Below are 21717 nucleotides of genomic sequence, written 5' to 3'. Positions count from 1 at the left end.
TGTTTTCCTCCCTCAGTTCTTCAGCAGGTTGATATCGTCAACGCTCGTTGTCGACCGTGACTTGAAGATGGACACGATGATCGCCAGACCGACCACGACTTCAGCGGCCGCGACGATCATGACGAAGAACGCCATAATTTCACCGTTCACATCGCCGAAGATTCGCGCGAAGGTGACGAACACCAGGTTCGCGGAGTTCAGCATGAGCTCAACGCCCATCAGGGAAATGATGGCGGAGCGACGAACCAGAACGGTAACAGCGCCGATTGAGAAGAGCACTCCCGCAAGCAGGAGGTACCAAGCCAGACTCACTTCTCCTCCTCTTCCTTGGTTTGTGCGGGTGCTTCAGCGTCAGCCACACCGGCGGGACCGACCGGCTGATCAAGGCCGGTGGGCGCTGCCGGGCCAGGCATACCCCACGAGCCCGAACGCTCGACGGTCTGCGATGCAAACTGTGCAAACGGCGAGTCGATGGTATCGCCGGTACGGGCGAGCATGAGCGACTGTGCCACGTCGTGGTCGACCTGATCGATAGAACGCTCCAAGCCACGAACACGAATCACGCGCGGGACGGATTCTTCGACCGGGCCGAGGGTTTCACCGGAGATGGCCGGGACGTCAGCAGCGTTGCTGTGTGCGTAGACGCCAGGTGCCGGAAGCTGACCGATGCGTCGGCCGGATTCGGCAAATGCGCGCATCTTGGCCTTTGCGGTTTCTTCCTGCGAAATCTTCGGGCCGAGGTTGTCGGAGTGCGTCAGTAGCATTGCGCCGATTGCGGCGGTGATGAGCAGTGCGCCCGCAACCTCCATCGTCAGCCAGTGCTGCGAGAAGAGCGTCGTTGCGAGGGATTCGATCGGTTCATTCGAGTACGGGTCAGCGGGGACGAGGCCCTTTGCGTCAGCCGTGAACTTCGTGTGGCCGAGGGTGGCAGCGATGATCACTGCAAGGCCAAGACCCGCGATGACTGCTGCGATAATCGAACCGCGTGACTGCGTTGCGTAGTCATCGGTGGCACCGATGCCAATCATCATGATGACGAACAGGAAGAGCATCATGATTGCGCCGGTGTAGACGACGATCTGCACAACACCGAGGAACGGTGCCTGTTGCGTCAAGTAGAGAACTGCAAGACCCAGCATGACGCCGACCATCGAGATAGCGGCGTATGCGGCCTTTTTAAAGAACAGGACACCCAGTGCGCACACCACCATGACGATTGCGGTGCATGCGAACAGCACGGCTTCGCCGGTAGATGCCATCTCGGGCCATGTACCCAGTAGATTCATCGGACTTCCTCCTTTGCCACCACGCGCGCGTTGGCAAGGCTCGGATCCTCAGGACGGTGTTCCTTCACCCAATCAATCTGGGACTGGGTGGCACCACTGACCGCACCGCGGTAGTAATCGCCATCGTTCAGCCCCTCGACCATCGGGTGAGGCGGAGCGAGCATTCCATCGGAGAGAGGAACAAGCAGATCCTGCTTTTCGTAAATATCATCTGCGCGAGTGTAGGTGGCGAGCTCGAAGTCATTGCTCATCGTCAGAGCACGAGTCGGGCAAGCTTCGATGCACATACCGCAGAAGATACAACGCAAGTAGTTGATCTGGTAGACGTTGCCGAAACGCTCGCCGGGGCTGTACTGCGCCTCGGGAGTATTCGATGCTGCTTCAACGAGGATAGCGTCAGCGGGGCATGCCCACGCGCAAAGCTCGCAGCCAATGCACTTTTCCAAACCATCTGCGTAGCGGTTCAGCTGGTGACGACCGTGGAAACGAGGCATGACGCGCGCGGGTTCGCGCGGGTACTGCTCGGTGACGGTCGGACGGAAGAAAGACGAGATGGTGACGCCGTAGCCGGCGATCGGAGCAAAGAATTCGCCGATCGGCCCCTTCGGGTCATGCTCGAAGCGCATTTCCTCATTCTTCGAATCGTTCTTCTTACTCATCGGTGTCCTCCTTCGAGGCAGTCGCCACGACCGGCGCACGGCCGGCGCGCGGGGACTCAACCGGACTCTGACCGGGAAGTGGCGGGATCGGGAAGCCATCAGCGAAGCCGGTGTATTCCATATCTGCAGGCTTGGGGGCCGGTTCAGGCTCGCCCTTATCCGTGACCCACATAATCAGCATGATGATTGCGAAGAGGATGACAATCGATACGCCAAGGACTGGCAGGGAAACCTCAACCCATTCGGTGATGCCACGAACGACGGCGACGGCAACCAGCCAGACCAGAGCGATCGGCATCAGCCACTTCCAGCCGAAGCTCATGAACTGGTCGTAACGGAAGCGGAGCAGCGTTGCACGGGTCCAGATGAGGAGGAACATGAAGAACCACATCTTGAGGAAGAACCAGAGCATACCGAACCAGCCGTCGTTGATGACCGGTACGTGCGACAGTGGCCACGGCGCGTGCCACCCACCGAAGAACATCGTGGTGGCAACCGCGGAAACGTTGAGCATGTTCACGTATTCGGATAGGTAGTACCAGCCGAACTTCATGGACGAGTATTCGGTCATGTGACCGGCGACGAGTTCACCTTCAGCTTCGGGGAGGTCGAAGGGCAGACGGTTGACTTCACCGGTAGCCGAGATGCAGTAGACAACGAACGCTGGGATCAGCGCAAATGCCCACCAGACCTGGCCTTGGGAAGCAACGATCTGCGAGGTCGACATCGTGCCCGACATGAGGAACACGGAAACAAGCGCCATACCCATTGCGAGTTCGTATGAAATCACCTGGGCGGACGAACGAACCGCACCGTAGAGCGGAAGCGTCGAACGGGTTGACCAACCGCCGAGGACAACGCCGTACAGGCCAAGCGAGGTGATTGCCAGGATGTAGAGCGTTGCGACCGGCATATCAGCCAGCTGAAGCGGGCTGGAGTGGCCGAACAGGTTGACGTTCGGACCCATCGGAATCACGGCAAAGACGCTGAATGCGCTGAATGCTGCGATGGCCGGAGCGATGAAGTACAAGAACTTATCGGCTCCGCGGGTCCACATGTCTTCCTTGAACAGAAGCTTGCCTGCATCCGCGATTGCCTGGAGCAAACCGAGCGGGCCAGCCACGTTCGGGCCCGGACGGGTCTGCATGCGACCGAGGCCACGACGCTCAACCCAGAGGGCAAGAAGAACGTTCAGGATCAGGTAAACGATGATGAAGACGGCCTTGATGAGCGTCAGCCACCATGTTTCTTGCGAGAAATCTGCTGCGGTGTAATCAGGCACCGCACTGAGCAAGAGATTCACCGGGCCACCTCCCCAGTGGCGCTGAGAGCCACGAGGCAACCTGCGTCACCCAGCGACTGATGGACTGAAGAACCCTGCGAGCATTCGGGAACCCACACGACGTTGTCGGGAAGGTCCGCGATCTGCGCGGGCAGTGTGATGGAACCGCGTTCAGTGGAAAGCGTCAGGGCTTCACCTGCATTCACGCCGGCACCTGTCAGCGTTGCCTGCGAAGCGAATGCGATCACGCGACGAGCAGAACCAGCGAGCCACGGCGCACCATCTTGCAGACGGCCGGCATCAAGCATCGGCTTGTGCGTTGCGAGAACTGCCTGACCAGCACCGACTGCTTGAGGAGCCTGCGGGGCAACCGGCATGAACTCGGCACGAGCGCCGTCCCAGGTACTGATGGCGTTGACCTCGTCGTATAGGTCGGTCAGCGTCAGGATGCCAAGATCCTCGCCAAATTCCTCGGCCAGCTTGACCAGAACATCGCGGTCGGTCAGCGAACGAGCGGAAACAGCCTGACCGTAGGGGCGCAGACGACCTTCCCAGTTGATCGACGTGCCGTTCTTTTCCAACTGTGGAGCAACCGGAAGAACAACGTCGGCAAGCTCGGTGATCTCAGAGGAACGAACCTCAAGGCTCACCAGGAACGGAACCGTTTCAAAAGCGCGAAGCGCAAGAGCCGGATCGGTGAAGTCGCGGTAGTCAACGCCACCGACGACCAGTGCCTGAACCGAGCCGTCGAGGGCACCTGCAAGCTGAGCGTCAGCATCCAGGCCCGCGCCCTTCGGATAGGACTTCCAGCCGAGTGAAGCCTGCGCGGCCTCGTCGTCCAGTTGACGACCAAAGGGCAACACGCCCGGTAGCAGGCCGGCTTCGACTGCGGCACGATCACCGTTACGGCGAGGCACCCACTGCAAACGAGCACCCGTACGCTCAGCCAATTCGACAACCGCGGAAAGCAGGCCCGGGGTGCGAGCTGCGCGCTCACCTACCAAGATGACGCCACCGTTCAGTGCGGCTGCAAGCTCTGCGTTCTGTTCGCCCTCAGCAATCGAAGCAACAACCTCAGGCTCGGTGCCAGGAGCGGCACGCAACAGAGTCGCGCTCATCTTCGCACTACCGTTCGTGGTGAACGGAGCAACCGTCGCAACCTTCACGCCACCCTTACGAACACCCTTGCGCAGGCGCAGGAAGATCGCGCCCGCTTCATCTTCAGGTTCGAGGCCGACCAGCAGGACTTGCCCCGCATTTTCAAGGTCGGTGTAGGTGACGCCAAGACCAGTACCAGCAACCTTCGAAGCCAAGAACGAGGTCTCTTCAGCGGAAATCGTGCGAACGCGAGCGTCGATCGAATCGGAGCCGATGACGGTGCGAGCGAACTTGCTCCATGCCCAGGCATCTTCGAAACTCAGGCGACCGCCGGGCAGGAAGCCCGTCTGATCCGCAGCTTCGAGACCCTTACGGACACGGTCAAGAGCATCCGACCACGAGGTCGGAACCAGTATGCCGTCTTCGCGAACCAGCGGGGTGACCAGGCGATCCTGCTTGTCCCACTCGAAAGCGAAGCGATCCTTATCGGTGATCCACTCTTCGTTGACCTCCGGATCGTTGCCGGCCATACGACGGACAACCTCACCGCGACGGATATCGACGCGGAGTGCAGAACCGGAAGCATCATGCTCGGCGACCGACGCGGTCGACACGAGGTCGAACGGGCGGGCGCGGAAGCGGTACGAGGAAGCGGTCAGTGCGCCAACCGGGCAGATTTGAATGATGTTGCCCGAGAAGTAGGACGCAAACTGGCGACCGGTCTGATCAAGATCAGCTTCGGTCAGGTCACCAGAGTTTGCCGAACCAATGATGCCCGCATCACCGTAGGGACCGGAGATTCCGGCGTTACCCAGGTTCTTCGGCTTCGGGTTGTGGAAGTCCAGAGCAGTCGTGTCGAACGCGCCGATCTGTTCTGCCATGAAGTAGTGGTCGTCGGTCGGAGCCGTACCACCACCGCGACCCTGCAGGTCGATGAACACGTCGCCGGAGATTTCCTTACCGAAGCGCACGCAACGCTGGCAGAGAATGCAACGATCGCGGTCGAGCAGGATTTGGCTGGTCAGACGCAACGGCTTGCGGTAGGTGCGCTTCGCATCGGCGAAACGGGACTTTGCGCGACCATCGGTCATTGCCTGGTTCTGCAGGGGGCACTCGCCACCCTTATCGCAGATCGGACAGTCCAGCGGGTGGTTGATCAGCAGGAACTCCATCACGCCATGCTGTGCCTTCTTGGCGACCTCGGATGTGAACTGAGTCTTGACGACCATTCCGGGAGTGACGGTCTGTGCGCATGACGGCTGAGGCTTCGGCATGAAACGAAGCTCGCCGGTGTTGCGATCGGGCATACCGACCTCGACCAAACACTGACGGCACGCAGCAACCGGTGCCAGAAGCGGATGGTCGCAGAAGCGCGGAATACGAATTCCGGCCTGCTCTGCTGCACGAATAACAAGCGTGCCCTGCGGGACGGCGACAGTGACATCATCAATGACGACATCAACCATGTTGGGAGCGTCGCTCATCGGACACCTCCTCTAGCGTAGATGGCGGATGCCTCGTAGGGGAAGAGCTCATTGGCCGGAGTAGTCAGACCGGCTTCGAACTCTTCGCGGAATCGCTGAATACCCGACTTGACCGGCGTTGCAGCGGCATCGCCAAGGGCGCAGAAGCTACGGCCGGCAATGTTGTTCGCGATCTCGCCCAGCAGGTCAACGTCTCCGGGAAGACCCTGGCCCTTTTCGAGGCGGTACATGATCTGCTTGAGCCAGTACGTACCTTCACGGCAGGGCGTGCACTTACCGCAGGATTCGTGCTGGTAGAACTCGATCCAGCGAGTGACCACGCGAACCACCGACACGGTCTCGTCAAAGACCTGCAGGGCTCGGGTACCGAGCATCGAACCTGCAGCGCCGACCGACTCGTAGTCGAGCGGGGTATCAAGTTCAGCTTCGGTGAAGATCGGGGTGGAGGAGCCACCGGGAGTCCAGAACTTCAGCTGATGACCATCACGGATACCGCCGGCCATCTCGATCAGTTCACGCATCGTGATACCGAACGGAGCCTCGAACTGCCCCGGATTGTTCACGTGGCCGGAAACGGAGAAGATGCCGTGCCCCTTCGACTTTTCCGTGCCCATCGATGCGTACCATTCCGGCGAATTGCGGAAGACACCAACGACCTGAGAGATCGACTCAACGTTGTTCACAACGGTCGGGCGGGCGTACAGACCTGCGACTGCCGGGAACGGTGGCTTCAAACGCGGGTGGCCACGACGGCCCTCGAGCGAATCGAGGAGCGCTGTTTCCTCACCGCAAATATAGGCGCCAGCACCAGCGTGAGCGGTGATCTTCAGATCGCCGAGCAGACCGGCATCGGTTGCCTCTTTAATAGCGTTCAGCAGACGACGGTATACGTGGACGACCTCACCACGCAGGTAAACGAACGCGTGCCTGCAGTTGATGGCGCGACTGGTAATCGCGATGCCTTCAACCAGAACATGCGGGTTCGCCATGATGGTCGGGATGTCCTTGCACGTACCCGGCTCGGACTCGTCAGCGTTGACAACGAGGTAGCGAGGCTTGCCGTCATCTGGTGGAAGGAAAGACCACTTGAGGCCCGTCGGGAAGCCTGCGCCACCACGACCGCGAAGACCGGAGTCCTTCACGATCTGGACGATGTCGCCCGCTTCAAGAGTGTTGGCCTTCTTCAGACCCTCGTAGCCACCGCGCTTCAGGTACGAAGCGAGAGTCCACGACTGGTCTTCACCCCAACCGTTCGTAACGATCGGCGTGAGGGGCCCAGGAGCTACAAATGTTGTCATGCCTGTTCGCCTCCCTGCTCACCTTCGGTGCCAGCAACAGCAACCGGCTCGGTCCAGTCATTTTCCGCGGCGAGCTTGCAACCCAGCAGGGACGGCTCACCGGCGGACGGACCTTCGTTTTCATGGCCATCAAGGAAGCCCGCGAGTGTGTGCTCAACTTCCTTGAAGGTCGGGGCAACCGCAGCGCCACGCGTCGGGTGGACGGGGCGACCAGCTTCGAGGTCATCGACCAGAGCAAGTGCCGATTCGGGCGTCTGATTGTCGAAGAACTCCCAGTTGACCATGACAACCGGCGCATAATCGCAGGCCGCGTTGCATTCGATGCGCTCAAGGGTGATGCGACCAGATTCGTTGGTTTCGTCGCTTCCCACACCAACGTGTTCGGAAACAGCATCCCAAATCGCGTCGCCGCCCATAACTGCGCAGAGCGCGTTCGTGCACACACCAACCAAGTAGTCACCGTTGGGGTGACGCTTGTACTGCGTGTAGAACGTTGCAACGGCACTGACCTCTGGACGCGACAAGCCCAGAATGTCGGCGACCAGGGCGATACCGTCGGGGCTGACGTAGCCGTCTTCGGACTGCACCAGGTGCAGCATCGGAAGAAGAGCCGAACGTGCGTGCCCTGTCGGGTAACGGCCAATAATTTCTGCGGATTCAGCCCTCAGGCGGGCTTCAACTTCCTGCGTGTAGCTCATCGGTCAACGCCTCCCAGCACCGGGTCGATGGCAGCAAGTGCAACGACGACGTCGGCCAGCTGGCCACCTTCGGTCATCATTGCCATGGCTTGAAGGTTTGCGAACGAGGGGTCACGGAAGTGGGCGCGGAACGGGCGGGTGCCACCGTCAGAAACGAGGTGAACACCGATGATGCCCTTTGCGTGCTCAACCTGCTGGTACACCTGACCAGCGGGGACCTTGAAACCTTCGGTCACAAGCTTGAAGTGGTGGATCAGGGATTCCATCGAGGAGCCCATGATCTCGGAGATGTGCTGCAACGAGTTGCCCTGACCGTCGGTTGCCACCGACAGCTGTGCGGGCCATGCAATCGCCGGATCCGCGACCATCACGGGAGCACCTTCGCACTTCTCAAGACGATCGAGGACCTGGTAGATGATGCGCAGAGACTCGTAGCACTCGTCGAAACGAACCATGACACGGTTGTAGACGTCTGACTTGTCGCGCGTCGGAATGTCGAACTCGAGCTGTTCGTAACCACAGTAGGGCTGGGACTTACGAAGGTCGAGTGGCAAGCCAGCGGCGCGGACGCCCGGGCCGGTCGTGCCAAGAGCCATCAGAGCGGACAGTGGCATGACGGCCACGTCGCACAGACGCTTCTTGAAGATCGGGTTCTGCTTCGTCAGGTCTTCGAGCTCGCCAATATCGCGACGAGCCTTCGGAAGAAGCTCACGGATGTAGTCAACGGTGCCTTCGCCAATGTCCTGTGCGACACCACCGGGGCGGATGTACGCATTGTTCATACGCAGGCCGGTGATGCGTTCAAAGATGCGGAGGATCTCTTCACGACCGCGGAATGCGATCGTCATGATCGTCGTTGCACCCATTTCGTTACCGGTCGAACCGATAGCGACGAGGTGCGAGGCGATGCGGCAGAGCTCCATCATCATGATGCGAATCAGGTTCGCGCGCTCCGGAATGTCATCCGTGATGCCCAGGAGCTTTTCAACGCCGAGGCAGTAGACGGCTTCCTGGAAGATCGGGGCAACGTAGTCCATACGGGTACAGAGCGTCACGCCCTGCGTCCACGTACGGTATTCCATCGTCTTCTCAATGCCGGTATGAAGGTAGCCGGTGTCAACGCGGGTTTCGCGAACGGTTTCACCGTCGAGTTCGAGGATCAGACGCAGAACGCCATGGGTTGCCGGGTGAACCGGGCCAAGGTTAACGACGATGCGCTCGGAGGAAATCTTTTCGATTTCGTTCAGAACGTCCTTCCAGTCGCCACCCTGAGTCATGACCTCGGGAACTTCGTCCATATTCAGCGGGGCTGAAGAAGCCGCCGCGTGGAAGTGTGGTGTGCTCATCAGTTGTATGACCTCCGCGTGTCTGCAGGCGGAACTGTTGCGCCCTTGTATTCAACGGGGACGCCACCAAGCGGGTAATCCTTGCGCTGGGGGTGTCCTACCCAGTCGTCAGGCAGTGCGGTACGAGTCAGCGACGGGTGACCGTCGAAGATGATGCCGATGAGGTCCCAGGTTTCACGTTCCTGCCAGTCGTTTGCCGGGTAGACAGAAACGATGGAGGGAATGTGCGGGTCGCCATCGGGGCACGTGACCTCAAGACGAATGTTGCGGTTGTAGGTGATCGACATCAGCGGGTAGATCGCGTGGAGTTCGCGACCCTCGTCTGACGGGTAGTGAACACCGTTCGTGCCAAGGCAGAGCTCGAAACGAAGATCTGCATCGTCACGCAGGTACTTTGCAACGCGAGCAATATGATCGCGGACGATGAAGATTGTCAGTTCACCGCGGTCGACAACAACCTTTTCGATGACCTCTTCAACCTTCAGACCGTCGGCTTCGATCAGTTCTTCAAGAATGTCGACTGTGTTGTCGAACCAGCCACCGTAGGGGCGTGGCGTTTCACCGGGAAGGAAAGATTCCTTCACCAGGCCGGAAAATCCGGTCGTATCGGGGAACATGCCTTCGCGACGCGTCATCAGTTCGGGTGCACCGAACGCACGCTGCGGGGCTTTGGCTACGACTTGGGAGTCGTCCGGGGTGACGATTTCGTCACTCATGCGAGGAGTCCCTTCATCTGGTGGGTGGGCGTTGCGGCGAGAGCTGCCTGCTCAGCCTTGCGGGCAATTTCCTGACGGTGAACGCCGAGTGGTTCCTTACCAATCTGTTCGCGCAGTGTCAGAACCGCGTGAATCAGGGCCTCGGGACGGGGCGGGCACCCAGGCAGGTAGACGTCGACGGGAACGATGTGATCGCATCCCTGAACGACGGCGTAGTTGTTGAACATGCCGCCCGATGATGCGCATGCACCCATCGAAATAACCCATTTGGGTTCCGGCATAGAGTCGTAGACACGACGAATAACGGGAGCCATCTTGTGGCTGACACGACCTGAAACGATCATCATGTCCGAGTGACGCGGCGATGCGCGGAAAACTTCCAGACCGAAGCGGGACATATCGAATCGAGGTGTGCCGGCTGCCATCATTTCAATAGCACAACATGCCAGACCCATGGTGACCGGCCATTGGCTGTACTTGCGTGCAAGGCCGAGAACCTTCTCGATGCTTGTCAGCGCAACGCCAGCGGGCAGGCTTTCTTCAAGACCCATTTATCTGCTCCTGTCCCTCAGTAATCCAGGCCACCGCGTCGCCACTCGTACACGTATGGCACGGTGATGAGCGCGATGAACGTCAGCATTGCAATAAGCCCGAACAGGCCGAGCTGGCTGAAGCTCACTGCCCACGGGTACATGAAGACGACTTCAATGTCGAAGATGATGAACGTCATGGCGACCAGGTAGTAACGAACCGGGAAGCGACCTTCGTGAAGGTGCCCCGAGGTCGGTTCAATGCCACATTCGTAGTTGTCAGCTTTGGTCTTAGACTTCTTCGTCGGGCCGAGAATCGCCGATGCGCCAAGGCCACCAAGTGCCAGCACGAGTGCAGCCGCAGCCATAATCAGCAACGGAAAATAGGGATTCGTCATCGTTCCTCCCGGGGTTGAAAGAAGTGAAGGGCGTTCATACGGACGGCACCATCTTTGTCAACATTGTGATGAGGCGGTCATCAAAGTCGCCGCCCTTACGTTCATAGCCGTCAGAAAGTAGCTTGTGAACGAAAGTCATAAGTCGCGGAATTGGCAGACCCCTGTTGGTGCAGAGCTGCATGATTCGCGGATTTTCAATGAGAGCCACGAAGACTCGGCCCAGCTGGTAGTAGCCACCGTATTCTTCGCGGAGAAGTTCGGGATATTCGCTCATGGCGCGGTCGATGCCTGCCGACGTGGTGCGCGAGAAGGCTTGGGCGATGCACGAGGCAGCGAAGCGACCCGCCTTCAGAGCCGGTGCGATACCTTCGCCATTAAACGGAGACACCATGCCACCTGCGTCACCAACGAGTACGAGGCCCGACACGTAGTGTGGCTTGCGATTGAAGCTCATCGGGAGGGCAGCTGAGCGGAGCGGGCCGATCTGATTTTCAGGGGTGAATCCCCATTCCTCAGGCACGTTCGCGATCCACTGTTCGAAGACCTTCTTGTAGGGAAGCTGCGTCGCATTGGCTGTAGAGGCAACAGAGCCCAAACCAACGTTGACGATTCCGTCGCCCATGGGAAAGACCCAGCCGTAACCGGGAAGCAGGTCCGATTGCCCGGGCACGCCCGACCAGAGTTCCAGCTGGGATTCCATGTAGTCTTCGTTGCCACGAGGCGACTTGAAGTAGGCGCGCGCCGCAACACCCATGGGGCGCTTGATCGCCTTTTCGATGCCGAGAGAGGTAGCGAGCCTGGCAGAAACACCACCGCAGTCGACAACCATCTTGGCGCGCATTTCCAAGGCCTCGGCATCTTTACCGCGCCCCTTCTTTGCCTTCACACCGCACACGCGACCCATTGGACTGGTCAGTGCGCCGGTGACGGTAATTCCCTCCATCAGACGGGCGCCCGCATGCACTGCATGCTGGATCAGATCGTGGTCCAGCTGCATGCGTGCGCGCGTCATCCCATAGCCCGGAAGCGACTTCTGATCAGGCCAGTCAAGGGAAATCGTGTGTCCTCCGCCGACGACGGTCAGCCCTCGGTTTCGGTTCCACGTGGAGATGTCCATGCCCATCGCGATCAATTCGTGGACGGCCGCGGGAGTCAGGCCGTCACCGCAAATCTTGTCGCGCGGAAACTCTGCTTTTTCAAGGACGAGGACGTCAATCCCTAGCTTTGCCAGGTGATATGCGGTGGAGGAACCCGCAGGTCCGGCACCGACGATAATGACGTCGGCATCCGTTACGCCAGTAAGGTCATTGACCACTGGTAGCCCTCCCAAAAAAGTGAGCGCAGCTGTACGGGCTGCGCAGATGTGCAAGTCGGAGCGGTGTGCACTGCACCGCGATCCGAATTGAAAGCGTAGCCTGTTGCGCCAACGAGTGCGCCCGTTCTTCAAGAAAGGCGGATTTTCGGGAAAAGTGAAATGCGAGCGTTAACAAAGATGCATTCAATTCGGAAAAAGAAGACGTACCTAATTCGGTACGCCTTCCTCCTCATTGATCTGTGGCGCCCTTAGGGCAACGGCTTCACAGCTCGGTGCAGTGCCGCGATTCCGCCAGTAAGGTTTCGATACTGGACATCGGCCCAGCCGTTCGCGGCGATCATTCGAGCAACATCTTGCTGATCCGGCCAATCACGAATCGACTCGATCAGATAGTCATAGGCGACATCATTCGACGACATTACTTTCGCCATCACCGGCATCACGGTGGACTGGTAGAAGTTGTAGAGCCTACGGAAAACCGCGTTCGGCGGGGTTGAAAACTCGCAGACAACCAGGCGGCCTCGTGGACGAACAACTCGCGCCATCTCACGTAGCGCGCGAGCCGGATCTGGGATATTACGCAGACCCCACGAAATCGTCACCGCATCAAAGGACCCATCTTCGAACTGCAGGTCAAGCGCATTACCCTGGACGAACTCAATGTCGGGGTGACGCTGGCGACCAACCTCGATCATGCCTTCGGACAGGTCGCAAGCCACAACCTCCGCCCCACCCTTCGCCAAGGCAGCCGACGAAGCGCCCGTGCCCGCAGCAAGGTCAAGGATCCTCTCCCCCGGTGCCGGCTTCACCGCGTTGCGCAACGCGACCATCCACACGTGATCCATACCGCCTGTCATCAGCGCATCCATAAGGTCATAGCGCTCGGCAACACGGTCGAACATCGATGCGACGTCGGTGGTTGATTTCGTGAGGTCAGCGCGCAGTGCGCCCGAAGGTTCATTCTCCATACCCCTATCTTCCCACGTCGGCCCCTCGTGTCATACCCGCGCCCACATCGCACTGTCCGTTCACACTTCGCGCATCTCCGCGCCCGTCCTCACCACTAAGATGCCCGCATTGATTCCCCCTCACACCCACACCCAGGTGAGGCGCACGCACCCCAGCAAAGTCGCACGGGTAAGATTGACCCATGCCCACCGAGCTTTCCGTTCCCACTTTGCGTGTGCGTGCAGCCTCACTTCAAGGCACCCGCTGGGAAAACACGCCGCTGCTTGAACTGATCCCCGACGGCGTTTCGCCTTTCGTGTGGTTCGGATGGCGTCAATCAATGGTCGGCTGGGGCACCGCCGCCGAATGGTCATCCAACACCCCGTCCGCTATTTCCGATTCGGCATCGTGGTGGGACCAGGTGCGCCGTTCCGCAATCGGCGAGGCCGACCACACTGGCCTCAGCCTTCCCCTTGCTTTTGGGTCCTACGGTTTCGCTTCCCCCTCTGTTTCATACCTGAGCGTCCCCGAATTCGTGATCGTGGCGACCAACAAGGAACGCTGGGCTGTTTCAATGTCCTGCTCGGATACTGCTCGCGATCCACTTGAGGCGCTCGCCCAGCTCCGCCCCAGTTTTAAGGACAGCGAACTGACCGGGCCGGACGGCCTCGTGACCGATACCGGCAGGATGACGCAAGCCGAATGGGCGTCCAGCGTCAAAGAACTCGCGGGGCGCCTCCAGGCTGGGGATGCCGCGAAGGCCGTCATGGCGCGCGACATGCTCGTACGGGCTGAAACCGCGATTGACCAGCGGTATCTTCTTGCTCGACTCAATAGGCTCTACCCGCAGACCTGGCGTTTCGCCGTCCATGACCTTGTGGGCGCCACTCCTGAAATGCTCGCGTCCGTGCACGTTTCTCAGCTACGTTCGCGAGTCTTGGCTGGAACTGCGCCCGCCGGCCACACCGATGAATTGCTCGCATCCGCGAAGGATCGTCGCGAACACACTTTGGCGGTTGATTCCGTTGTTTCAGCGCTCGCTCCCCTCGCATCTGAAGTCAACGCACCCGATGACCCCTTCATTTTGGAGCTCCCGAACGTCGTCCACTTTGCTTCCGACATTCACGCCACTTTGGCAGATGCGAACCTGTTGGATGCAGTCGCCGCTTTACATCCGACCGCAGCCGTCTGCGGGACACCGCGCCTCGAGGCGCTTGAGCTGCTGAAAGTTCACGAGCAAACCGCGCGCGGACGCTATTCCGGACCAGTCGGTTGGATCGACGCCGACGGCGAGGGTGAATTCTGCATTGCCCTCCGCTGTGGCCTTGTTGAAGACGACGGGCATACACTGCGCATTTTTGCAGGTGGCGGAATTATGCCGGATTCTGATCCTGAGATTGAGCTTGCAGAAACGCGCCAGAAGATGGCGCCATTGCTGGACGCACTCGGCTTGTGAGAGACATCCTTGGCGGACTCACTTTGTCGCTTGGCGGGTAGAGCGTCGCACCAGGTGTAACAGGTGCCAGGGTCAGGATCGTGACACGGCCCCAACTACACCCCACGCGACACAAACACGACTATCCAAGCAAAACCGTCGCACCAAGTGCAGTCGGGAACAAAAAACCAACCCACACACGGCACCAACTACACCCAACGCGACAAATCCGAGCTTTTAGACACACATCCGTCGCATCAGATGCAACTAGTGCCAAGGCCAGGATCGTGGCACGGCACCAAGCGCAGTCGGCGCACTTGCAGCAGAAGAGAGACCCCTAGACCGCTCCAAAAATCAACGGTTGATAGACAGTAAGACCCTGGCTTCTACAGGCACATAATGTGTCCGCAGAAGCCAGGGTCTTGTTCCGTCTGACAGACGCTTCAGCTACTGGTACAGCACGCTATACCGAATAACGCTCTGCCCGTCGATCAGTTGAACTCCTTGCGAGTACGTCGTTGGGACGCCACCATGGTGCCACCTGCAACAAGGAAAGCTAGCGACACGTACAAAGACAGCCCAATGTGCGCAGCACCCGTCTTCGGGAGTTTTGCAGGCGATGGCGGCTTGACATCGATCACTGCAGGATCTTTCGTGACCTTCAAGGTGAGCTGAACTGCCGAGCTGTCAGTTCCCTCAAGGATCTTGTCGCGTCCGCCTTCCTTCTGGACAGAAACCCATTCCATCGAGAACGATGCCGAACGACCACCTTCAACTGTCGCCAACGCCTTCATGTATCCAGAAACCTCGCCACTCACGGTGATGTTCTGGTCAAGTGGCGCGGTGTCTGGCACCTTGAAGCCAGCCACTGTCAGAATCAAGCTCGACTTCGTGTCATCATGAATTGCTTGACGCAAAGCCTTGTACGTTGGGTAGTCGCCCTTAAGCTTCATCGAAAGAGTGATGACACCATCTGCATACGCCACATCCGAGATCTCAAAAGCATCCGTTCCGGTCAGGGCGTAGCTTGCCTTGTCCTTCGGCCAGACTGCTCGAAGTTCTTCAGGAACGCTAATGCGAGTCGTGAATTCACTCTCGATCCGCTTCACCATCACTCGATCGAAGTGCTCCGCGGGCACGTTGTTGCTCTTTTCGATCTCTTCCATCTTCTTCTGAATCACGCTGACATCAAGATCAGCCGAGAAGTTCAATTCACTTCCGCGCTTGGTCATGTGGATAGCTGAATTCTCGGTATCACCATTGACCAGAATGTCGGCGGGCAACAGCGCCTGCTCCGGAGTGATGACTGTGAAACGAATGGACTTGTCCGAAGCATCAGCCACAGCATCCCTGCCATCAGGCCACTGTTCCGCACCCCAGGAGAAGTTGAATTCCTTAGCCGTTCCAGCTTCAGAGGTAGCTGTCGCTTCGAACGCGCCGGTGACTTCACCAAAGAGCGTCAGTTGCTTACCAGCCGGAGCATCCGAATTAACCGTGACACCGGGGATAAGCATCTTCATCCAGTGATCCTTCGCACCAGCATCCATAACAATCTTTTGCAACTGTGCGTAGTTCGTGACGTCCTTATTCAGCGTCATCTTCACCGTAAGGGTTCGACCGTGAACTGATGTTTCCTCAACCTTGAAGCCTTCACCAAAGTCCAGAGCTTGTGGCGTGACTTCTGCCGGAAGCGAGAGGCCTTCCGGAATAGTGAAGGTTGCTTCGAAGGCAAAGTTGCGAACCTGAATCCCAAGTTTCTCGTAATCAGTGCCCCCAGGATAAAGAGCCTCGATTTCCTTCATTTGTTTTTTAATAGGCTCCACATTCACTGCGCCTACAAAGTCGAGCGATTCCCCACGACGCACCGGATACGCAGCATTATGCTGAGTTTCTTTACCAACCCGAATATCGGCGGGCAGAATCCCCAGGTACGGCTTCACTACGACGAGCGTGTACTCAATTGCCTTGACGTTGCTCGAGTTCGGATCCCCTGTCGAACCATCTTGCACTGCATTCCAAGTAAACTTGAAATGCTTTGAGGTGCCACCGGGGCTTGTAGCAACTGCCGAGAATGAACCAGTAACCTTTCCACTTATCGTGAGCTTGTCACCATTGGCAACCTTGTCACCATCAATACCCAAACCATTAACCGTCAGGGTTAAACCGCCATCAGCCATCGGGGTAACAGATTCTACAGCCGCCTTGAGTTTGGCGTAATCCGTCATTCCCGCTTTCAGGCTCAGGGTCACGGTGATGTCGCGATCGTCAACCTTCACGTCCGTGACCTCGAAAGCATCACCCAAACCTGCCGGAGTCACCTGAGGAGACTCAGGGATAGTGACGCCCTCTGGCATGGTCAACGTTGCAGTGAACGTCGATGTCGGAGAAGTCAAAGCAATCTGTGAAAGCTTCAAGTTTTCGCTGTTAGCGCTTCGATCCATCATGACCGCAGAACGATTACTACTCGTAACCTGAGGGAACATCGATTCAATCGCGTTCATCTGATCTTTGATGGAATCTGCGTTGATAACACCGGTCACGCTGAATGTGTCACCAACGCGAACAAATTGTTCCTTGGAGCTTTCGGCAGGGTTGACACCCCAGATATCTCCAGGGATTTCAGCATCGTTCTCGATCTTGTCAACCTTCGGATCTTCTTTCCATCCGAGGTAGAAGGTCATATCTTTCGTGATTTGTGGGTTATCGCCTGGTCTGGAGAACAGCCACGACTTCCGGTCCTTGAAGTTATATTTCTTTCCACCGGTGGGGGTTGTGTACCAATTCGTCGTGTCGCCGAGTATCCATCCGTTCTTCTGAGCCTTCTGATCCGGCACAAGCGTGTTGTAGTCGAGCGCACCAAGAAGAGAGCGGAACTCGTCGCCGTATTCTGCCTTCTTCTTCAGTACTGCGACGTCGCCACCGTTGGGATCGGTAATAACCGTGAACACGTCTGGATTCGTCTTGAAAACGGAATCATCGGAGAAGCGACCACCATTTGCAGAGAATGCAACCTGATACAGGTTGACGTCGTACTGCGCATACAAGTCGATGCTTGATGCACCCGTAATGGGAAGAGTCTCGCCCGGAGCAATCGGCTTGCCCTGCCCTGCAGGATCCGTCGTCCAATGTTTAAACGTCTTTCCTGGAACAGCAAATGTTGAATCTTGAGCGCTGATCGAGTCAAAGTCCAGAACAGTCGCTGACTGAGCCGAGGGAGCAACGGCACTGACGAAGTTCGTGCCACCGTTGTTGTTGTGGTAGATCACCGACGCTGCATTCCACTTAGCGTAAACCTCAAGGTTCGTATCCACGGCAGATGAAGCATCAAACTCGTGTTCCGCACCAGCGTCATCCCTGTAGAACCATCCAAGGAACTTGACTCCATTCGCGTCAGTTGGAGTCCCGGGATCCACATTTCCAGCAATCATGTCGAGGGCATAACCGCGAATTGTGGTGGCAGTCTTGGACTGCTTTGACCCGTCTGCGAATGAGGCGTTGGAGTTGTTCAATACGTAGGTAACCTTGGCGCTTGGCACCCACACGTGTTTGAGACCATCATCTGAGGCACGCGCAACGTTATAGGTGTACCTGTCACCGTTAATGTTCTTCGGATTCAACACGTTCGTTGAAGAATCAGCCAAGGTCAGCAGGCTCAGTCGCTCATTACCGTTCTCGGCACCGTTCGTCGGCGTAGTGACGTTATAGTTGTAGGTCGGATCGTAAGCGATCTTGAACGAGCCACCGGTTACAACGTACTGCGCAGGAGCGTTCGCACCACCATTATCGGCTGTTTTATCTACCGCAGCAGTGTTGACAACGCTGTTGCCAACAAACTTAATGAACTGGCCTTCTGGGTTGTTACGACCAGCTCCGAATAGTGGAATGTACCGCAGGTTTTCACCGACGAGAGTCGAGTTCGTAAACGTGGCGTTTGAATTCTCGTAGTTGATGTTGTAGCCACCTGCGGTGCTGTTTTTGAAGACCATCGTGGAGTCGGTGACTTCCATGGTTGAATGATCACCCTGAGAAATACGCGATCCGTCAGAAGTGAGCGTAGAGCCGTTGACGATTCGAAGCTGGCCGAAAATTGCCATCGTCTGCTTATATGCAGAAGAACCAGTGGCTTTGTAGACATACAAGTCAGAGTTATTCAAATCGAGAGAATACGTGTCTTTTTCAGGGTTCAGGTAGTACCAGACTCCGCGCGTGGTGAGCGACGCATTATTCATCACAAGCGGAGCGTACTGCTCGCTCTTTTCGTCCTTCGCTTGCACATTCACCGTGCAGTTGTTAAAGCTAGAACCTTTCCCATAGGTGAAAGCTCGCCCAGTGCTCTCTAGGGCAGATACGGTCAGCGCTTCTCGCGACGAACCGTTGAATTTGCCTTTCAAGTTAAAAGCAATCGCGTTCCGATCAAGGATGTAGATACCATCATTGACTTCCGCGCCAGAAGCAATGTCGAGAGCAGTTGCAAAACCGCTCATCGTGAGCTTAGCGCCATGAGAGGCCCCCAGCTTCGCACCGGCAGAGAGAATGATGCCATTTTGGCCGTTTGAACCGGTAAAGGTGGCATCTGAGTACACGTCAAGGTGTGCACCACTTGGGATAGTAAGCGGAGTGCCGGTTGTAAAAGTGCCTGCGATATGCAAAGTTCCGCCGTCACCAAGTGCATTTAAACCAGCTTTCAGCGATGCAAGTGGCGCATCTGCAGAAGTGCCAGCATTATCATCACTGCCAGAATCAGCATTCACCCAGACGTCAGACAAAGACTTGGTAGCCGGCGCCATACGAGGAAGCCTCTGTGGCTGAGCTATCTTATTTGAATCGGAGGGGGAGGCTTGAGAAGGAAGCGATGACGAAGCGGTTGGTTCGCCAGAGCCAGTCGACTGCGTGTTTTCCGTTGTAGCATTCTCTGAATCGCTCGAATTTGAAGCCGAAACTCCCATTCCATTGTCCGATGCATCTGCCTGGGATGACGAATCAGTCGGTGCAGTCTGAGACGCAGGAGCCTGCACCTTAGAAACCGTACTCTCTGAGCCTTCTATCTGTTCAGTAGCCCATGCGCTTGCTGGTACGCCAATCAGGACTACCGAGGCAGAGACGGCGAGCGCAAGTAGGCGCCGGCATGTCCTCGTCCACGGAGCTCGATGGTTCTTCATCACTTACCTCTTATTCTTAGACACACGTTTGTTTTCAACGAGGAAAACTCCGGCTCGCATATACAGTGGGATGCTTACATTATCTTCCTCGTCATCAAGAAAGCACCAGCCCCGCACTCCCGCGAGATATGTCATACCTTTTTGGAGTAACTGTCCGTACCAAGCGCAAATCGAGACATGTGCATACAAACAGGTGGGCCCACCCAAAGGGTAGGCCCACCAAGAGTTAGAATCAGCAGAGCTGTCAGGACGCCTTGCCGAGCGTGACGGTCACATCCTGCTTCTCACCATTGCGGACGTAAGTGATCGTTACTTCCTGACCACTCCGGTAGCGACGGATGTACCCGGTCAACTGCTTCGACGAGGACACCGACTCTCCATCAACGGCGGTGATCACGTCCCCTGCCTGCAACCCGGCCTGAGCAGCGGCACCGCCACGCGTCAATTCCTCAACCGAGGCGCCCGCAACGTTAGAACCATCAACGGCAACAGCCTTCGTGGTCACCGAAACACCCAGGACCGCATGATCAACGGTGCCGGTTGCGATTAGCTGATCGGCCACGGAGGTCACCAAATCAACGGGGATAGCGAAGCCCAAGCCGATCGACCCGGCCTTGTCCGAGCTGGTATTCGACGCAATCGACGAGTTGATTCCGATCACCTTACCGGTCGCATCAAACAGCGGGCCACCGGAATTACCAGGGTTAATAGATGCATCAACTTGGATAGCGTTGGTGATCTGAGTATCCGTGGAGGACTGAGCCTGAGCCTGATTTTCTTCTTGTCCACCACCAAAACCGGGCAGTTGACCGAACGGATCGTTCGGGTCGACCTCTTGAGAGTTTTCTTTGCTTCTCGAAACTTCAACTGGCCTGTTCAGAGCGGAAATGATACCGGTGGTTGCAGTGTTTGACAGGCCCAGCGGAGCGCCCACGGCCATGACTTCCTGGCCGACAGCCAAGTCTGACGACGAACCGAAGGCAGCGACCGTCAGGTCGGAAGGGGCGTTTTCCAGGCGAATAACCGCAAGGTCAGTCGTCGGGTCAGTTCCGACGACTGACGCGTTGTACAAGCGACCATCACTGAGAGTCACCTGGATCGTCGCATCGGCACCGGTCGCACCTGAAACGACGTGGTAGTTCGTGACAATGTCGCCTTGAGCGTCGTAGATGACGCCGGATCCAACGCCGGAGGACGAACTGGAGCTCACTGAAATCGTGACAACCGCGGGTTGGACAGCTGCCGCAACCGCCTGCCAGTCAGGGTCTTCACCGCTGGTACTAACAGGCTGAACGGTTGACGCGCTTGTCTTCGTGTTTGCTGACGAATCGGTTTCGTTTGCCTTTCCATGACCGGCATTGATCATCGCGAAGGCTCCCGACAGGGACACGGCAGCAGTAGCCGTCATGCCAAGGATCATTGCAAGCCAGCTAGGACCGCGACGCTTCGAACTCCGCCTTGCAATAGATACCGTCGGCGTATTTGTCGGTGCACTCAAAGGTGAGGTGTAGGGGTGAGTCTCCGTCGTCGGCCCATTCCCGCCCGCGTACGAGGCTCCTTGCGAACGCGATCCTGGCTGATTCGGCTGTTGAAAGCCTGCTGATTGAGTGGCCCCCGCACCCTGGTAAGCCTGAGAGCTCGACGGCTGGTAGGGCTGGCCGCTCGTTGCAGATTGGTAGGTGCCACCGGAGGTCACGCCGGAGTACGCAGAACCTGTTCCGTATGACCCCTGCTGTTGGGAGGGAGTCGAACCGGTCGCACTGGCCTGCTGAGCGGGTGAGGATGGACGCGCAAACCTTGCGTGAGGCAACGGCTCTGTCGGCCTAGTTGGAGACGACTCTGTCGGCGTGGTGGGACCTGAGACTTGAGCGGGACGCCCCGCCCAGCGGGAGAGCGGAGTCGATTCCGATGTCCTCGAAGCGCCCGTGCCACTGGCCTGCGTCTGGACACGTGGTGCTGGCTTAGCTGTGGGGGTGGTTTCTGTCTTCGTCGGTTCCGATGACAAGGCGCGCTGTTTACCATTGTTGGGTGAGTCGCTCATTGCGGATCCTTCATTAGCTAGCGT

The 21717-nt window shown here is 57.7% G+C and carries 16 protein-coding genes; 1 reads left to right on the top strand and 15 read right to left on the bottom strand.

The window, feature by feature from the left end; all coding sequences use genetic code 11:
- Window positions 1-12: 12 nt before the first annotated feature.
- From nuoK to QP503_RS02785, 13 genes are all read right to left on the bottom strand, one after another.
- Window positions 13-312, bottom strand: coding sequence for an NADH-quinone oxidoreductase subunit NuoK (gene nuoK / locus QP503_RS02845; protein WP_006680808.1), 300 nt, complete (start codon window positions 310-312; stop codon window positions 13-15).
- On the bottom strand, window positions 309-1286 hold the full coding sequence (locus tag QP503_RS02840) for an NADH-quinone oxidoreductase subunit J (protein WP_006680807.1): 978 nt from the start codon (window positions 1284-1286) through the stop codon (window positions 309-311). Before QP503_RS02840 ends, nuoK begins: the two co-directional genes overlap by 4 nt.
- Window positions 1283-1945, bottom strand: coding sequence for an NADH-quinone oxidoreductase subunit NuoI (gene nuoI, locus QP503_RS02835; protein ID WP_006680806.1), 663 nt, complete (start codon window positions 1943-1945; stop codon window positions 1283-1285). Before nuoI ends, QP503_RS02840 begins: the two co-directional genes overlap by 4 nt.
- Window positions 1938-3248 (bottom strand): NADH-quinone oxidoreductase subunit NuoH, encoded by a 1311-nt coding sequence (gene nuoH, locus QP503_RS02830; protein ID WP_006680805.1) that lies wholly within the window; start codon window positions 3246-3248, stop codon window positions 1938-1940. The genes nuoI and nuoH overlap by 8 nt, the downstream gene beginning before the upstream one ends.
- On the bottom strand, window positions 3245-5809 hold the full coding sequence (locus QP503_RS02825) for an NADH-quinone oxidoreductase subunit G (RefSeq protein ID WP_006680804.1): 2565 nt from the start codon (window positions 5807-5809) through the stop codon (window positions 3245-3247). Before QP503_RS02825 ends, nuoH begins: the two co-directional genes overlap by 4 nt.
- Window positions 5806-7107 (bottom strand): NADH-quinone oxidoreductase subunit NuoF, encoded by a 1302-nt coding sequence (gene nuoF, locus QP503_RS02820; RefSeq protein ID WP_103632680.1) that lies wholly within the window; start codon window positions 7105-7107, stop codon window positions 5806-5808. Before nuoF ends, QP503_RS02825 begins: the two co-directional genes overlap by 4 nt.
- Entirely contained in the window at window positions 7104-7805 is a 702-nt protein-coding gene (gene nuoE / locus QP503_RS02815; RefSeq protein WP_103632679.1) for an NADH-quinone oxidoreductase subunit NuoE, read from the bottom strand. Before nuoE ends, nuoF begins: the two co-directional genes overlap by 4 nt.
- Window positions 7802-9151: an NADH-quinone oxidoreductase subunit D gene (locus tag QP503_RS02810; RefSeq protein WP_103632678.1), complete on the bottom strand. Its 1350-nt coding sequence runs from the start codon at window positions 9149-9151 to the stop codon at window positions 7802-7804. Before QP503_RS02810 ends, nuoE begins: the two co-directional genes overlap by 4 nt.
- Window positions 9151-9867, bottom strand: a complete 717-nt coding sequence (locus QP503_RS02805) for an NADH-quinone oxidoreductase subunit C (RefSeq protein WP_006680800.1) — start codon at window positions 9865-9867, stop codon at window positions 9151-9153. Before QP503_RS02805 ends, QP503_RS02810 begins: the two co-directional genes overlap by 1 nt.
- Window positions 9864-10418, bottom strand: coding sequence for an NADH-quinone oxidoreductase subunit B (locus QP503_RS02800; RefSeq protein WP_006680799.1), 555 nt, complete (start codon window positions 10416-10418; stop codon window positions 9864-9866). The genes QP503_RS02805 and QP503_RS02800 overlap by 4 nt, the downstream gene beginning before the upstream one ends.
- Window positions 10419-10435: 17 nt before the next feature.
- Window positions 10436-10795, bottom strand: coding sequence for an NADH-quinone oxidoreductase subunit A (gene ndhC, locus QP503_RS02795; protein ID WP_006680798.1), 360 nt, complete (start codon window positions 10793-10795; stop codon window positions 10436-10438).
- 34 nt (window positions 10796-10829) lie between these two features.
- Window positions 10830-12110, bottom strand: coding sequence for a geranylgeranyl reductase family protein (locus QP503_RS02790; protein WP_006680797.1), 1281 nt, complete (start codon window positions 12108-12110; stop codon window positions 10830-10832).
- A gap of 248 nt (window positions 12111-12358) precedes the next feature.
- Window positions 12359-13078: a class I SAM-dependent methyltransferase gene (locus tag QP503_RS02785; protein WP_285101198.1), complete on the bottom strand. Its 720-nt coding sequence runs from the start codon at window positions 13076-13078 to the stop codon at window positions 12359-12361.
- A gap of 182 nt (window positions 13079-13260) precedes the next feature.
- On the opposite strand from QP503_RS02785, the gene QP503_RS02780 reads away from it, so the two are divergent.
- A complete protein-coding gene (locus QP503_RS02780; protein ID WP_285101196.1) occupies window positions 13261-14514 on the top strand; it encodes an isochorismate synthase in 1254 nt (417 codons plus the stop codon).
- 470 nt (window positions 14515-14984) lie between these two features.
- Here the strand turns inward: QP503_RS02780 and QP503_RS02775 are convergent, their stop codons facing one another.
- Both QP503_RS02775 and QP503_RS02770 read right to left on the bottom strand, forming a co-directional pair.
- Complete coding sequence (locus tag QP503_RS02775) at window positions 14985-19280, bottom strand: InlB B-repeat-containing protein (RefSeq protein WP_285101194.1); 4296 nt, start codon at window positions 19278-19280, stop codon at window positions 14985-14987.
- Window positions 19281-19896: 616 nt separating this feature from the next.
- Window positions 19897-21693: a S1C family serine protease gene (locus QP503_RS02770; protein ID WP_181002145.1), complete on the bottom strand. Its 1797-nt coding sequence runs from the start codon at window positions 21691-21693 to the stop codon at window positions 19897-19899.
- Window positions 21694-21717: the final 24 nt, after the last annotated feature.

It is taken from the genome of Pauljensenia sp. UMB0895, from assembly GCF_030218905.1.
Taxonomy (GTDB): Bacteria; Actinomycetota; Actinomycetes; order Actinomycetales; family Actinomycetaceae; genus Pauljensenia; species Pauljensenia turicensis_A.
Note: the sequence above shows the minus strand (reverse complement) of the source record. Positions and strands in the feature narration are given on the sequence as shown.

Excerpts from the sequence above, each read along its gene's own strand:
- QP503_RS02785 (WP_285101198.1), bottom strand. The coding sequence starts at position 13,078 with ATGGAGAATGAACCTTCGGGCGCACTGCGCGCTGACCTCACGAAATCA.
- QP503_RS02770 (WP_181002145.1), bottom strand. The coding sequence starts at position 21,693 with ATGAGCGACTCACCCAACAATGGTAAACAGCGCGCCTTGTCATCGGAA.
- QP503_RS02840 (WP_006680807.1), bottom strand. The coding sequence starts at position 1,286 with ATGAATCTACTGGGTACATGGCCCGAGATGGCATCTACCGGCGAAGCC.
- QP503_RS02775 (WP_285101194.1), bottom strand. The coding sequence starts at position 19,280 with ATGGCGCCGGCTACCAAGTCTTTGTCTGACGTCTGGGTGAATGCTGAT.
- QP503_RS02780 (WP_285101196.1), top strand. The coding sequence starts at position 13,261 with ATGCCCACCGAGCTTTCCGTTCCCACTTTGCGTGTGCGTGCAGCCTCA.
- nuoE (WP_103632679.1), bottom strand. The coding sequence starts at position 7,805 with ATGAGCTACACGCAGGAAGTTGAAGCCCGCCTGAGGGCTGAATCCGCA.
- QP503_RS02825 (WP_006680804.1), bottom strand. The coding sequence starts at position 5,809 with ATGAGCGACGCTCCCAACATGGTTGATGTCGTCATTGATGATGTCACT.
- ndhC (WP_006680798.1), bottom strand. The coding sequence starts at position 10,795 with ATGACGAATCCCTATTTTCCGTTGCTGATTATGGCTGCGGCTGCACTC.
- QP503_RS02805 (WP_006680800.1), bottom strand. The coding sequence starts at position 9,867 with ATGAGTGACGAAATCGTCACCCCGGACGACTCCCAAGTCGTAGCCAAA.
- QP503_RS02810 (WP_103632678.1), bottom strand. The coding sequence starts at position 9,151 with ATGAGCACACCACACTTCCACGCGGCGGCTTCTTCAGCCCCGCTGAAT.
- nuoI (WP_006680806.1), bottom strand. The coding sequence starts at position 1,945 with ATGAGTAAGAAGAACGATTCGAAGAATGAGGAAATGCGCTTCGAGCAT.
- nuoF (WP_103632680.1), bottom strand. The coding sequence starts at position 7,107 with ATGACAACATTTGTAGCTCCTGGGCCCCTCACGCCGATCGTTACGAAC.
- QP503_RS02800 (WP_006680799.1), bottom strand. The coding sequence starts at position 10,418 with ATGGGTCTTGAAGAAAGCCTGCCCGCTGGCGTTGCGCTGACAAGCATC.